At 68.0% G+C, this 13,080-nt stretch carries 10 protein-coding genes; 9 read left to right on the top strand and 1 reads right to left on the bottom strand.

The genetic code is table 11. The features are described 5' to 3' along the window. Positions 1-11 precede the first annotated feature (11 nt). From BTH42_RS24840 to hpaI, 3 genes are read left to right on the top strand one after another with little or no spacing between them, the layout of a single operon-like run. Complete coding sequence (locus BTH42_RS24840; protein ID WP_075303817.1) at positions 12-410, top strand: 5-carboxymethyl-2-hydroxymuconate Delta-isomerase; 399 nt, start codon at positions 12-14, stop codon at positions 408-410. Positions 411-420: 10 nt separating this feature from the next. Beyond that, a complete protein-coding gene (hpaH, locus tag BTH42_RS24835) occupies positions 421-1,224 on the top strand; it encodes a 2-oxo-hept-4-ene-1,7-dioate hydratase (RefSeq protein WP_075303816.1) in 804 nt (267 codons plus the stop codon). Between the two features lie 10 nt (positions 1,225-1,234). Beyond that, positions 1,235-2,038 carry a 4-hydroxy-2-oxoheptanedioate aldolase gene (hpaI, locus tag BTH42_RS24830; protein WP_075303815.1) on the top strand — a complete coding sequence of 268 codons (804 nt, stop codon included), beginning with the start codon at positions 1,235-1,237 and terminating at the stop codon, positions 2,036-2,038. Positions 2,039-2,054: 16 nt separating this feature from the next. On the opposite strand, the gene BTH42_RS36125 is transcribed toward hpaI, so the two are convergent. Then, entirely contained in the window at positions 2,055-4,664 is a 2,610-nt protein-coding gene (locus BTH42_RS36125) for a bifunctional diguanylate cyclase/phosphodiesterase (protein ID WP_178392237.1), read from the bottom strand. Between BTH42_RS36125 and BTH42_RS34975 the strand changes: the two genes are divergently transcribed. The 6 genes from BTH42_RS34975 to bcsB all read left to right on the top strand — a co-directional run bounded on the left by BTH42_RS34975 (position 4,648) and on the right by bcsB (position 13,075). Then, complete coding sequence (locus tag BTH42_RS34975; RefSeq protein ID WP_143752196.1) at positions 4,648-5,088, top strand: hypothetical protein; 441 nt, start codon at positions 4,648-4,650, stop codon at positions 5,086-5,088. The two genes, BTH42_RS36125 and BTH42_RS34975, sit on opposite strands and share 17 nt — an antisense overlap. A gap of 343 nt (positions 5,089-5,431) precedes the next feature. After that, positions 5,432-5,887 (top strand): cellulose biosynthesis protein BcsD, encoded by a 456-nt coding sequence (gene bcsD, locus BTH42_RS24810; RefSeq protein WP_075303814.1) that lies wholly within the window; start codon positions 5,432-5,434, stop codon positions 5,885-5,887. A 257-nt stretch (positions 5,888-6,144) separates the two neighbouring features. Next, positions 6,145-7,431, top strand: a complete 1,287-nt coding sequence (gene bcsP, locus BTH42_RS24805; RefSeq protein WP_075303813.1) for a cellulose biosynthesis protein BcsP — start codon at positions 6,145-6,147, stop codon at positions 7,429-7,431. After that, positions 7,428-8,216 (top strand): cellulose biosynthesis protein BcsQ, encoded by a 789-nt coding sequence (gene bcsQ / locus BTH42_RS24800; protein ID WP_075303812.1) that lies wholly within the window; start codon positions 7,428-7,430, stop codon positions 8,214-8,216. Before bcsP ends, bcsQ begins: the two co-directional genes overlap by 4 nt. After that, a complete protein-coding gene (gene bcsA, locus BTH42_RS24795) occupies positions 8,213-10,420 on the top strand; it encodes a UDP-forming cellulose synthase catalytic subunit (RefSeq protein WP_075303811.1) in 2,208 nt (735 codons plus the stop codon). Before bcsQ ends, bcsA begins: the two co-directional genes overlap by 4 nt. A gap of 3 nt (positions 10,421-10,423) precedes the next feature. Beyond that, entirely contained in the window at positions 10,424-13,075 is a 2,652-nt protein-coding gene (gene bcsB / locus BTH42_RS24790) for a cellulose biosynthesis cyclic di-GMP-binding regulatory protein BcsB (protein ID WP_075303810.1), read from the top strand. Positions 13,076-13,080 lie beyond the last annotated feature (5 nt).

Genomic DNA, 13,080 nt, shown 5'->3' with positions numbered 1-13,080 from the left:
GAGAACCTCTGATGCCGCACCTGACACTCGAATACAGCGCGAATCTCGCGGACGCCCAACGGATCGGCGAACTGTGCAGCGAACTCGCGCAATGCATCGACGCGCAACGCGATAACGGCGAACGCGTGTTTCCGCTCGGCGGGATTCGCGTGCGCGCGCTGCGCTGCGAACAGTACTGCATCGCCGACGGCCGGCCCGACGCCGCGTTTCTGCACGCGAACTTCAAGATCGCGGCGGGCCGCTCCGACGCGGTGAAGAAAGCTGCCGGCGACGCGCTGTTCGCGGTGCTCAAGCAGCGCTTTGCCGCGGAGTTCGAGCGCCAGGGGCTCGCGTTGTCGATGGAAATCAGCGAGTTCAGCGACGCGGGCACGTGGAAACACAACAACCTGCATGCACGCCTGAAAGGCTGAGTACTCAATCATGCTAGACGAACAGATCATCCGCGAACTCGCCGCGCAACTCGATCACGCCGAGAAGACCCGCACGCAGCTGCGCCATTTTTCCGCGCAGTATCCGCAGATGACCGTGCAGGACGGTTATGCGATCCAACGCGAGTGGGTCAAGCTGAAGCTCGCCGAAGGCCACGTGATCAAGGGCAGAAAGATCGGCCTGACCTCGCGCGCGATGCAGCGCTCGTCGCAGATCGACGAACCCGATTACGCGCCGCTGCTCGACAGCATGTTCATCGACAACGGCCAGGACATTCGCGCCGACCGCTTCATCGCGCCGCGCGTCGAAGTGGAACTTGCGTTCGTGCTGGCCAAGCCGCTGAAAGGCCCCGGCGTCACGCTGTTCGACGTGCTCGACGCGACCGCTTACGTGACCCCGGCGGTGGAAATTATCGATGCGCGCATCGAGCAGTTCGATCGCGACACCCGCGCGCCGCGCAAGGTCTACGACACGATCTCCGATTTCGCCGCGAATGCCGGCGTGGTGCTCGGCGGCCAGCCGGTGCGGCCGCTCGACGTCGATCTGCGCTGGGTCGGCGCGCTGCTGTACAAGAACGGCGCGGTCGAGGAAAGCGGACTGGCGGCGGCGGTGCTCAATCATCCGGCCACCGGCGTCGCGTGGCTCGCCAACAAGATTGCTCCGTACGACGAAATGTTGAACGCGAACGACGTGATCCTGAGCGGCTCGTTCACCAGCCCGATCCCCGCGCGCGCCGGCGATACGTTCCACGTCGACTATGGGCCGCTCGGCGGCATCGGTTTGAACTTCATCTGAGTGACTCGACATGTCCCTGCCGCACAACCCGTTCAAACGCGCGCTCGCCGAGGGCAAGCCGCAATTCGGCCTGTGGGCCGCGCTCGCCGACGCCTACGTGACCGAGCTGCTGGCGACCGCCGGCTTCGACTGGCTGCTGATCGACAACGAGCACGCGCCGAACGACGTGCGCAGCACGCTCGCGCAATTGCAGGCGGTGGCCGCGTATCCGTCGCATCCGGTCGTGCGGCCGGTGCGCAGCGACGCCGCGCTGATCAAGCAGCTGCTCGATATCGGCGCGCAGACGCTGCTGCTGCCGATGATCGACACCGCCGCGCAAGCGGCCGACTCGGTCGCGGCGACCCGCTATCCGCCGCACGGAATTCGCGGTGTGGGCAGCGCGCTCGCGCGGGCGTCGCGCTGGAATCGCGTGCCCGACTATCTGACTACCGCGGCCTCTGAACTGTGCGTGATCGTGCAGGCCGAGACCGTGCAGAGTCTCGACAATCTCGCGGAAATCGCGCGCGTGGACGGCGTCGATGCGGTGTTTTTCGGGCCGTCGGATCTGAGCGCGTCGATGGGTCTGCTCGGCAAACCGGGCGATGCGCGGGTGCGCGACGCGATTCGTAGCGGCATCGCGACGGTGCGCGAAGCGGGCAAAGCGGCGGGCGTGCTCGCGCCCGATCCGGTTCTGGCGCGCGAGTACCTGGCGGCCGGCGCGAGCTTCGTCGCGGTCGGCACCGATACCGGTCTGCTGAGCCGCGCGGCCGCGGATCTGGCCGCGTCGTTCAAGGACACGCCGGCGAGCGCCGCGCCGGTCAAGGGCGGGTACTAGACCCGTCCCCCACTCCCTACTCCCGCCCCGGCCACGGCAACCCGCACGCCGACCAGTCCAGCTCGACGCCGATCACGCACCGCTCGGTGCCGAGCTGCTCGGCCAGCGTCACCGCGATACAAGGCCGCCCGCTCGCGAGCGAAAGATAAGGATTACTGGTGACCGCCTCGCCGGGCAGCAGCACCGCGTTGCGGAAATACGGCCGATGATCCCAGCGCGCGTCGCGCGGATTCGCGACCGGCTGCAACGACGCCGCATCCTCGCTCCATGCCGGGCCTTGCAGTTCGCGGCCGATCTGCCGGCCGCTCGCATCGAGGATGAAGCAGCTGATGCAGCGCGCGAAGGCCGCGAGCGTCGCCAGCGCGGCGTCCATCGCGATGCCGGCGCGCAGTTCGTCGGCCGCGCGCCGCAGTTCGAGCCGGTACGGCTCCAGTTCCGATTCGAACAGCGCGTGCTGATGCGCGCGGCCTTGCGCGATCACGTCGAACGCGTCGTCGATCTGGCGGTGCACCGACTCCGGCGGCGCGATCGCGCGCGCGGGCCGGCCGAGCAGATAGCCCTGCGCGAAATCCACATTCGATTCGACCGCCAGAATCAGTTCCGCGTCGGTCTCGACGCCCTCGACCACCACCAGCATCCCCGCCTGATGCAGCAGCGACACGAGCTTCGGCAGGATCGGCCGCTGCGTGCCGTGGGTCGTCGCGCGAATCAGTTCGCCGTCGAGCTTCACGAGGTCCGGACGAATCCGCAGCAGGCGGTCGAGGTTCGACTGGCCCGCGCCGAAATCGTCGACCGCGATCAGGAAACCGTGCTGCCGATAAAGCCCGGCCGCGCGCGACATCTCGTCGACGCTGCCGCCGTGCGATTCGAGAATCTCCAGGATCACGCGCTCAGGCTCGAGTCCGGCGCCGCGCACGATCTCCGTCAACCGGTCCGCGTAGCCGTCGGCAATGAAGGTGGCCGGCAGGATGTTGAGGAACAGCCACGCATCGGCGGGCAGCGCGTGGCGCGCATTGCCCAGATGCACCGCGTGGCTCGCGCGATCGAGCGCGCCTTCGTCGCTGGCCGGTTGCGGCGCGAATAGCGTCGCCGGCGGCACCAGCGAGCCGTCGTCGCGCTCGCCGCGCAACAGCGCCTCGAAGCCGACCTGCTTCTGATGCGACAGGCTGTATAGCGGCTGGAAGTGCGAAATCAGCGTGAAGTCGTTCCAGATGTGGCGAGCGGGACTGGGGGCTTCAGCAACCGCTGCGGCATTAGCGGCATTAGCTGCACCAGCGGCCTCAGCGGCCTCAGCGGCCTCAGCGGCCTCAGCGGCCTCAGCAGCCGCAGCAGTCCCAGCAGTCCCAGCAGTCCCAGCAGTCCCAGCAGCGCCAGCAGTCCCAGCAGCGCCAGCAGTCCCAGCAGCGCCAGCAGTCCCAGCAGCCCCAGCAGTCCCAGCAGTCCCAGCAGTCCCAGCAGTCCCAGCAGTCCCAGCAGTCCCAGCAGCCCCAACCGCTCCACCACCCAGCCCACCGTGTGCGGCGCAACCACCCTCGCGCACCACGCGCGTCCCATCCACCGCCAACGCGCGCTCCGCGCAAACCCGGTTACGCCCCGACTGCTTCGCGCGCAGCAGCGCTTCGTCCGCACGATCGAGCAGCACCATGAAGCTCTCGCCCGGGCGATGCTCGGCGACCCCGAAGCTCGCGCTCAGATTGCCGTCCGGCCGTTCGACGCCGGCGATCCCCGCGCGCAGCCGCTCGGCAATTCGCAGCGCGCCGGCAAGGTCGGCATCGAGCAGCAGCGCGAACTCCTCGCCGCCGATCCGGCTCACGCACTGCCCCGCGCCGACTTCGTCCATCAGCACCTGCGCGACCCGGAACAGCGCATGGTCGCCGACCGCATGACCGAAGCGGTCGTTCAGCGACTTGAAGTTGTCGATGTCGAGAAAGATCGCACTGAGACTCGCGCGCGGCGCCGGCGCGCCGAGCCGTTCCTCCGCGCGCTTGACGAACGCGCGGCGGTTTTGCAGGCCGGTCAGCGGATCGGTCGCGGCGAGCTGCGCGAGCTGGCTCTCCAGCAGAAAGTGATCGCGGCGAAACCGGTAAAAGCCGAAATGAAACACCGCCGAGGCCGGCGCGCCGATCGCGACGACCCACGTCCACACCGCGGCATCGACCTCGTGGCTGCGCGCATTGCCGAGCAGCAGCCCGATCGCGAACGCATAGAACAGCACGCTGCCGGTGAGGAAATGCGCGGGTGTGAGCCACAGCGGTCCCGCGCAGATCGGGATCACGACCAGCGCGGGCAGCAGCCACAGCAACGGATGCGCGACCCCGCTCGCATTGAGCACCAGGCCGCCGGTCAACACCAGCAGATAGGCGACGCCGAGCGCGCCGAAGCTCAGCGGCGAACGCGCGCGCGGCAGCGCCAGCACCAGCAGCGCGAGCACCAGCGCGCACAGCAGCCGGTAGCCGAGCGGCGCGGCCGGCCCGGAGACCTGAGTGCGCGCCGCCACCATGCACAGGAACGCGATCACCGTGAAGGCCATCGTCACGATGGAGACCGGTCGCTGATGTTCGAGCGAGCGCTGGTGAAAGCGCTCGCGCAAACCGGGCTCGGGGGGCTGCATGGGGATGGCAGACATAAAGGGCAATCAGGCTGGGTTCCGGTTACTCCGCCAGTGGTTATCGGCAAACATCCGACAAAAGTTAATGGGGGATTGCCCGGCTGCGGCCGCGCGCGGCCATCGCCTGCTTGCACCGCAGGCGCGCATTTCCAATCCGTTTGAATCGAACGGTATTGGCGGGACGCCGCGCATTGCAGGCACGGCTTCGCTCGCATGCTTCGCAGATTTTTATTCGGCAAATACCGGAAGCGCGCGAGAAGCGGAGAAGATCGCCGTGAACAAAACGGCCACTCGGTCAATCACGCGATTAATACGCATGACATACAAAGCTCGTTTACCGGACTTGCCGGCGCGCCCGCGCAGCGCCCTACGTTCCGTAAGAATCCGCAAGTTTTGCCGGGCCACGCGCGCTTTTATCGATGCGGCGCGCGCCGCTATTTAGATCGCGCATAAAAGAGTAGGCGCGCTACCGGATTGTCCGTTAATACACCTATAGCCACGCGAGCGGTTTCCGCCATGCATAGCGAAAAACCGTTTCAATACAAGCGAGTCAGAAAAAATTACGTAATTCCGTGTCGTTTCCGCACATCGACTCACGTATAACCTGACCAATCGAAAGTGGCTAAAAGTTAGTGTCTTAAGTAGACTTCCTACGAAGTGTGAGCGACAGACTGGACAATGCGGTAGAAATGACGTAAGCGCGTCATAATTCGCCGCGCTACTTTTAATTCTTACTGGCTGCCGTACCGCCGCGGCGGACTGGACGGTCATCATTTCCGGAAACCATGGTCCCCATTCTCGACTACCTGCTCGAACGCCAGATCTCGCCGCAATGGCGCGGCATGTTGAGCGCGCTGGCCAGCGAGTTCGAAGCGCAGATCGGTCGTGACGAACTGCGCCAGTTGATGCAGCGCGTCGGGGTCCGCTTCGCGGCCGCGCATCCGCTGCCCGCGTGCGGGTCAACGGCCGAACTCCAGCAGGCGTTGAACTACTACTGGCGCGCGATGGATTGGGGCTATGTCGAACTCGCGGACGAAGCCGAGTCGCTGCGCATCGTGCACTATTGCGCGCCGCTGCCGGCGTTCGGCGAAACGGCGCTCGCGTGGACGCCGGCGTTTCTCGAGGGCGTCTATCAGAGCTGGCTGAGCGCGTTGGGCGCGCAGGGTTTGTCGGTCGTGCAGACGAGCGGGTTCGGCGACGACAGCGCGCTCGAATTCCGCCTCGGCCGACATCCGGCTTAACTTCCGATAGCGACCGATAGACGAGCGAATTGGGCAAGGCCGCGGCGCCGCTCGGGCAGCGCGGCATCGCGGATGCATCACAGGGCGGCGGGCGGCAGCGGGTCACGCTGACGAAGAAGGATGGCGGGAGTGCCGGGCGCGGCAAGGCAGCGACGCCCGCGCAACCGCCAGGTTGGATCAGGGATAGCAGTTCATATAAATAGCACCCCGGCGAGTCCGAGCGGGGCACTGCAAAGCAGGTACAAGACGGCGGCATCATGAGTTCATCGAGCGACATCGAAAAACTGTTCGATCAGTTTGGCGGCGACGCCAACGCGTATCAGGAGATCGGCCGCGAAAACGACGCGCGCAGCGCGCGCACCCGTTGGCCGTTGCTCGTCACGCTGGATCTGACCCAGCCGGCGATTCCGGAAATCGGCCAGCCCGGCGAGAGCCGCCCGCAGCCGGCGAGCGCCGCGCCGGCGCCCGCAGCGCAGAAGGACACGACTCCGCAGGACGTTTCGTCGGTCACGCGCGCGAAGTCGCAGCTGTTCACGCGCTCGCACCGGCGCGATATTCCGCCGGTGCAGCCGGTCGCCGAGAAGCCGGTCACGCCGGCCGGCGCGTCGCGCTTCAACACGCTCGAAGGACTCGATGAAGCGACCGCGCGCGCGGCCGCGGCTGAAGCCGCGCTCGCGCAGCAGGCGGCGCAGCGCGCGGCGGTTGCTCCCGGTGCGGTTGCCGCGCCGGCTGCGGCGTTCGCCGCTGCGCCGGCCGGTGCGCAGATTCCGCCGGCGACTGCTTCGGCCGCCGCGCCCGCTTTTGCGCCCGCGGCCAACACCACGCCGCTGTTCCCCGCGAGCACGGCTGCGTTCGCCGCCGTGCCGGCCGTCAACGCCGCGGCGATTCCGCCGCTAGCGACGTCCGGCTTCGCCGCAGCACCGATCCCGCCAGTCGCCGCGCAGGCTTTCGCTTTCGCTGCACCGCATCCGGCAAGTCCGGCGCCGTTTGCGCCGATCCCGCCGATCCCGTCCGTGCCGCCCGCCGCGCCTGCCGCAGCCAGCGCCCCGGCATGGGCACGCGTCCCCACGCCGAGCTACCCCGCGGACCTGAGCCATCCCGCACCCGCCGCGCCGCTGACGACTGCACATGCAGCGCACCCGGCTTACGCGACGCAGCCCACTCACTCGCCCTCGTGGCCGGCCGGGCAAGCTCAGCAAACCGCTCAGCTCTCGCAATCCTGGCAGGCCACGCAAGCTCCACAACCCGCGCAGCCAACGCAATCCTGGCCCGCCACGCAAGCTCCACGATCCGCGCAAGCGCCGCACCCCACCCAACCCGGTTCGATCCTCGGCAAACTCTTCGCCGCGCCGAACCCTTCCGCGCCACCGCAAGCGCGCAACGCCGAACCCGCGCCGCTGCAATCGGTGTTCGAGCGCCTGCGCGGCACCCCCGCGCCCACCGCCAGCCACATGCCAACACCGGCAACCCCGGCAGCACCCGCCGCCCCCACCTCCCGCGGCGGCTTCGCGCCGTGGCTCACCAACGGTTCGCGTCGCTCATGAAAGTCATCGCCGTGGTGTCCGCCAAAGGCGGGGTCGGCAAGACCACCCTCGCCGCCAATCTCGCGTCCGTGCTGGCCAATAGCGGCCGCCGCGTGATCGCGCTCGACCTCGACCCGCAGAACGCGCTGCGTCTGCACTTCGGCGTGCCGCTCGACAGCATCGACGGTCTGTCGCGCGCGACGCTGTCCGGCAACCCGTGGCAATCGGTGATGTTCGACGGCATCGACGGCGTGACCGTGCTGCCGTACGGCGCGGTGCTCGAAGACGACCGGCGCCGCTTCGAGGCCTATCTCGACCAGCATCCGCAGTGGCTCGCGCACGTGCTGCAGAACCTGCGGCTCGAGCCGTCCGACATCGTGATCGTCGATACCCCGCCCGGCTCGTCGGTCTATGTGCGCGCCGCGCTGACCGCCGCGACCTTCGCGCTGAACATCGTGCTGGCCGACGCCGCGTCGTACGCGGCGATCCCGCAGATGGAGCGGATGATCGACAGCTACGCGGCGCCGCGCCCCGAGTTCGGCGGCGTCGGCTACGTGGTCAACCAGATCGACCAGTCGCGCCAGCTGACCAAGGACGTGCTGAAGGTGCTGCGTCAGATGCTGGCCGGCCGGGTGTTCCCCGGCGTGATCCATCTCGACGAAGGCGTCAGCGAAGCGCTCGCCTGCGAAACCACGCTGATTCACTACGACCCGCTGAGCCAGGCCGCCGCCGACTTCCGCGCGTGCGGCGCATGGCTCACCACGGCGCTCGACGCGATCGCCGTGCCGCCGAGGAACGTCGCATGAGCAGCCCAGCCTCTTCGCGCGAGCCCGAGGGCGGCGAGTCCTCGCGCTTCGCGCGCTTCATCGACGCGCGTTTCTGGAACAGCCGCATCGTCACCGGGCTCGTCACGCTGCTTGCGCTGTACACGCTGTACTTCGTGTTCACGGTGCCGCTCGGTTTCATGCAGCAGCTGATCTTCGCGACCTGCTGCTTCGTGCTCGCGCTGCTGTTCCGGCGCATCCAGGGCCGTTACGCGACGATGGTGATGATCATGCTGTCGATGGTCGCGTCGGGCCGCTACATGTACTGGCGCCTGACCGAGACCACTTACTGGGAACATCCGCTCGACGCCGCGTGGGGTCTGCTGCTGGTGTCCGCCGAGGTCTACTCGACGCTGGTGCTGATGCTCGGCTACTTCCAGACCGCGTGGCCGCTCAAGCGCAAGCCGCTGCCGCTGCCCGCCGATCGCGACGCGTGGCCGAGCGTCGACGTGTTCATTCCGACCTACAACGAGCCGCTGTCGGTCGTGAAGCCGACTATCTACGCGGCGCTCGCGCTCGACTACCCGGCCGATAAACTGTCGATCCACGTGCTCGACGACGGCCGCCGTCCGGAGTTCAAGGCGTTCTGCGAGGAAGTCGGCGTCAACTGGACGATTCGGACTCACAACCGTCACGCGAAAGCCGGCAACATCAACGAAGCGCTGAAGATCACCGGCGGCGAGTACATCGCGATCTTCGACTGCGATCACATCCCGACCCGCTCGTTCCTGCAGATCGGCCTCGGCTGGTTCCTGCGCGACAAGCTGCTGTCGATGCTGCAAACCCCGCACCACTTCTTCAACGCCGACCCGTTCGAACGCAATCTGGGCACCTTCCGCAAGGTGCCGAACGAGGGCGAGCTGTTCTACGGCCTCGTGCAGGACGGCAACGATCTGTGGAACGCCACGTTCTTCTGCGGCTCGTGCGCGCTGTTGCGCCGGAGCATGGTCGAGGAGATCGGCGGGATCGCGGTCGAGACCGTGACCGAAGATGCGCACACCGCGCTGAAGCTGCACCGGCTCGGCTACACCACCGCGTATCTGGCGATTCCGCAGGCCGCCGGCCTCGCGACCGAAAGCCTGTCCGGCCACATCGGCCAGCGGATCCGCTGGGCCCGCGGGATGACGCAGATTTTCCGGATCGACAATCCGCTCACCGGCAAGGGCCTGAAGCTCGGCCAGCGGCTGTGCTATCTGAACGCGATGATGCACTTCTTCTACGGGGTGCCGCGACTGGTGTTTCTGACCGCGCCGCTGTCGTTCCTGTTCTTCGGCGCACACGTGATCGAGGCGGCCGCCAGCACGATCGCGATCTACGCGCTGCCGCACATGATGCACGCGAGCATCACCAACTCGCGGATGCAGCGGCTGTTCCGCCATTCGTTCTGGGCCGAGGTGTACGAATCGGTGCTGGCCTCGTACATCACCGCGCCGACGCTGCTCGCGCTGATCAACCCGAAGCTCGGCAAATTCAACGTGACGGCCAAGGGCGGCCAGATCGAAAAGAACTACTTCGACTGGTCGATCTCGCGGCCGTATCTGTTCCTGCTGCTGCTGAACCTGCTCGGCTTTCTCGCCGGACTCGTGCACATCTATCTGAACTACCACGTGCGCAGCATCGTCGAGACCACCGTGCTGAACCTCGCGTGGACCGGCTACAACATGCTGATCCTCGGCGCCAGCGTGGCCGCCGCCAGCGAGCGCCGGCAGATCCGCGCGGTGCACCGGGTCGCGATGAAGATGCCGGTGATGCTGAAGTTCTCGACCGGCCGCACGCTCGCGTGCGAAACCATCGACTACTCGGAAGGCGGCGTCGGCGTCGCGCTGCCCGCCGGCATCGAGGTGCCGATGCACGAGCGCGTGGCCGTGTCGCTGTTTCGCGGCGACGAGGAATTCGCGTTCCCGGCCACCGTCAGCTTTACCGCGCCGGGCCGGGTCGGCCTGCGCTTCGGCTCGATGAGCCGCGAGCAGGAGTACGAGTTCGTCAAGACCACCTTCGCGCGCGCCGATGCGTGGACCGGCTGGGCCGAGGGCCGCGAGCAGGACACCCCGCTGCGCGGTCTGTCGCACGTGCTGAAGGTCGGCGCGCGCGGTATCGGCGGGCTGTTCGAGCATCTGTACGACGACTTGCGCAGTTCGATCAAAAGCCGTCCGGCGGACGTCAAGAAGCTAAAAACCAAAGACTGATCTATGGGCAACAGGATCGCGAACGACAATCTCGAACGCCCGGCTCACGGGCGCAGCCGTAACGAATCACTGCCGCAGTCCGGCGCCGGCGCTGGCGCTAGCGCCGACGCCGGCCGCGGCGCGCGGGCCGCCCGGCGTCCGTGGCACGCGCGGCGCTCGCTCCACGCGCGGCCGCTGATGCGCGGCCTCGCCTGCTGGCTCGCGTTGCAGACCGCGCTGGCCGCGCCGCTCGCGGCGTTCGCGCCGCTGGCGGTGGCCGCGAACGCGGCGTCGGCGGCGGCGCCGGGCACCGCGGCGAAGCCCGCGACGGGCGCGGCAGCAACCGCTTCCGCCGCGCAAACCCCGCAGACCGCGACCGGCGTCGGCAACGTGCCGCCGCCGAGCCCCGCCGTGCAGTTCGATGCCAACGCGATCGCCCAGGGCGCGCTCGCGACGCCGACCCCGGCGCTCGCCGCGTCGTCGGTGAAGGCGCTCGGCATGCGCACGCCGACCACCGCCGATCCGGGCACCCCGGTGCCGGGCGGGCGTCGTCAGACCCTCACGTTCGCCGACTTCGGCGCGCTCGATCCGCTGCAGCTGCGCGGCGTCGACGGACAGAACGGCATCGCGTTCTCGGTGCGTAACGACGAGGTGGTGACCGCCGCGACGCTGCATCTGATCTACAGCTATTCGCCCGCGCTGCTGCCGCAGCTATCGCAACTGAAAGTGCTGCTCAACGGCGAGGTCGCCGCGACGCTGCCGGTGCCGCACGAACAGGCCGGCATGCTGGTCGCGCGCGACATCTCGATCGACCCGCGCTTCATCACCGACTTCAACCACCTGAACCTGCAGCTGATCGGCCATTACACGACCGGCTGCGAGGACCCGTCGAACTCCGCGCTGTGGGCGACCATCAGCAACGCCAGTTCGCTCGATCTGACCTATGCGTCGCTCGCCGCCAAGCCCGAGCTGGCCGCGCTGCCGAAGCCGTTCTTCGACCGCCGCGACGTGCGCCGCCTCGAACTGCCGTTCGTGTTCGCGCAGAAGCCGGGCAACGGCACGCTGGAGGCCGCCGGCATGGTCGCGTCGTGGTTCGGCGCGCTGGCCGGCTTTCGCGGCGCGCTGTTTCCCGCGCAACTCGACAGCCCGCCGTTGACCGGCAACGCGGTGGTGTTCGCGACCAGCGAGCAGCACCCGGCCGGCGTCACGCTGCCGGAGATCACCGGCCCGACCGTCGCGGTGGTCGAGCGCGAACCGGCCGCGCACGGCAAGCTGCTGCTGGTGCTCGGGCGCACCGAGGCCGAGCTGAAGACCGCGGCGAAATCGCTGGGCATCGGTCACAGCACGCTGTCCGGCGCCAGCGCGACGATTACTACGTTGAACGAACTGACGCCGCGCGTGCCGTACGACGCGCCGAACTGGCTGCCGACCAACCGCCCGGTGCGCTTCGGCGAGCTCGCCGATCCGAAGGACCTGACCGTGTTCGGCTACGACGCCGACGCGGTGCGCATCAACATGCGCGTGCCGCCCGACCTGTTCATGTGGCACAGCCGCGGCGCGCCGATCGACCTGCGCTACCGCTATACGGTGCGGCCGGTGCGCGACCGCTCGTCGCTGAACGTCAGCGTCAACAACGGCTTCGTGCAGGCGCTGCCGATTCCGTCGCGCACGACCTCGGTGCTCGAACTGAGCCGCTACATCAGCCTCGTGATGCCCGACGGCACCGCCGACGCGCAGCGCAACGTCCGCATCCCGCCGCTGCTGCTGACGCCGCGCACCCAGCTGCGGCTGCACTTCTACTACGACATCCCGAACACCGGCGAATGCACGGGCCGGCTGCTGCAGAACGTGGTCGGCGCGATCGATCCGAATTCGACCATCGACCTGTCCTCGTTCCCGCACTACATGGCGCTGCCCGACCTCGCCGCGTTCGCCAACAGCGGCTTCCCGTTCACGCGCATGGCCGACCTGTCGGAAACCGCGGTGGTGCTGCCGAACGACGCCGGTCCGGGCGAGTACAGCATGTATCTGCTGACGATGGGCCGGATGGGCGAATCGACCGGCTATCCGGTGACCGGCGTGACCGTCACCAACGCGGCCGACGTCGATCGCTACGCCGACAAGGACCTGATCGTGCTGGGCGCGCCCGGCAAGCAGCCGCTGCTGCAGCGCTGGGCCAAGTCGATGCCGTTCTCCAGCAACGGCGACGCGCACACGTTCCAGCTCACCGACCTCGTGTTCAAGCTGCAGGACTGGTGGCATGGCGAACGCGGGGTCGAGCGCTCGCCCGCGCGCGCCGATCTGACGATGGTCAGCTCGACCGGCGCGGCGCTCCTGACCGGCTTCGAGTCGCCGCTGCAAAAAGGCCGCAGCGCGGTCGCGCTGGTCAGCGCGGCCGGCCAGTCGGACGCGGATCTGGCCGGCGCGCTGCTCGACGCCGACGTGCTGCCGAAGATTCAAGGCGCGATGGCGGTGGTCCACGGCCGCGAGGTGACCATCACGTCGAATGGCACGGCTTACTTTGTCGGCCGTCTGTCGCCGCAGGAATATCTGCGCTGGGCGCTGTCCTCGCACCCGCTGCTGCTGCTGTTCGGCGGCGTGCTCGCCGCGCTGCTGATCGCGGGCCTGTGCTACCGGACGCTGCGCGCGCTCGCCGCGCGTCGCCTGAAGGAATGACGGAC

The organism is Burkholderia sp. SRS-W-2-2016, assembly GCF_001931485.1.
Classification (GTDB): Bacteria; Pseudomonadota; Gammaproteobacteria; order Burkholderiales; family Burkholderiaceae; genus Paraburkholderia.
Note: the sequence above shows the minus strand (reverse complement) of the source record. Positions and strands in the feature narration are given on the sequence as shown.

Bases quoted from the DNA above. Each gene is read 5' to 3' on its own strand.
- BTH42_RS24840 (WP_075303817.1), top strand. From the start codon at position 12: ATGCCGCACCTGACACTCGAATACAGCGCGAATCTCGCGGACGCCCAA.
- hpaH (WP_075303816.1), top strand. From the start codon at position 421: ATGCTAGACGAACAGATCATCCGCGAACTCGCCGCGCAACTCGATCAC.
- hpaI (WP_075303815.1), top strand. From the start codon at position 1,235: ATGTCCCTGCCGCACAACCCGTTCAAACGCGCGCTCGCCGAGGGCAAG.
- BTH42_RS34975 (WP_143752196.1), top strand. From the start codon at position 4,648: ATGGGGATGGCAGACATAAAGGGCAATCAGGCTGGGTTCCGGTTACTC.
- BTH42_RS36125 (WP_178392237.1), bottom strand. From the start codon at position 4,664: ATGTCTGCCATCCCCATGCAGCCCCCCGAGCCCGGTTTGCGCGAGCGC.
- bcsD (WP_075303814.1), top strand. From the start codon at position 5,432: ATGGTCCCCATTCTCGACTACCTGCTCGAACGCCAGATCTCGCCGCAA.
- bcsP (WP_075303813.1), top strand. From the start codon at position 6,145: ATGAGTTCATCGAGCGACATCGAAAAACTGTTCGATCAGTTTGGCGGC.
- bcsQ (WP_075303812.1), top strand. From the start codon at position 7,428: ATGAAAGTCATCGCCGTGGTGTCCGCCAAAGGCGGGGTCGGCAAGACC.
- bcsA (WP_075303811.1), top strand. From the start codon at position 8,213: ATGAGCAGCCCAGCCTCTTCGCGCGAGCCCGAGGGCGGCGAGTCCTCG.
- bcsB (WP_075303810.1), top strand. From the start codon at position 10,424: ATGGGCAACAGGATCGCGAACGACAATCTCGAACGCCCGGCTCACGGG.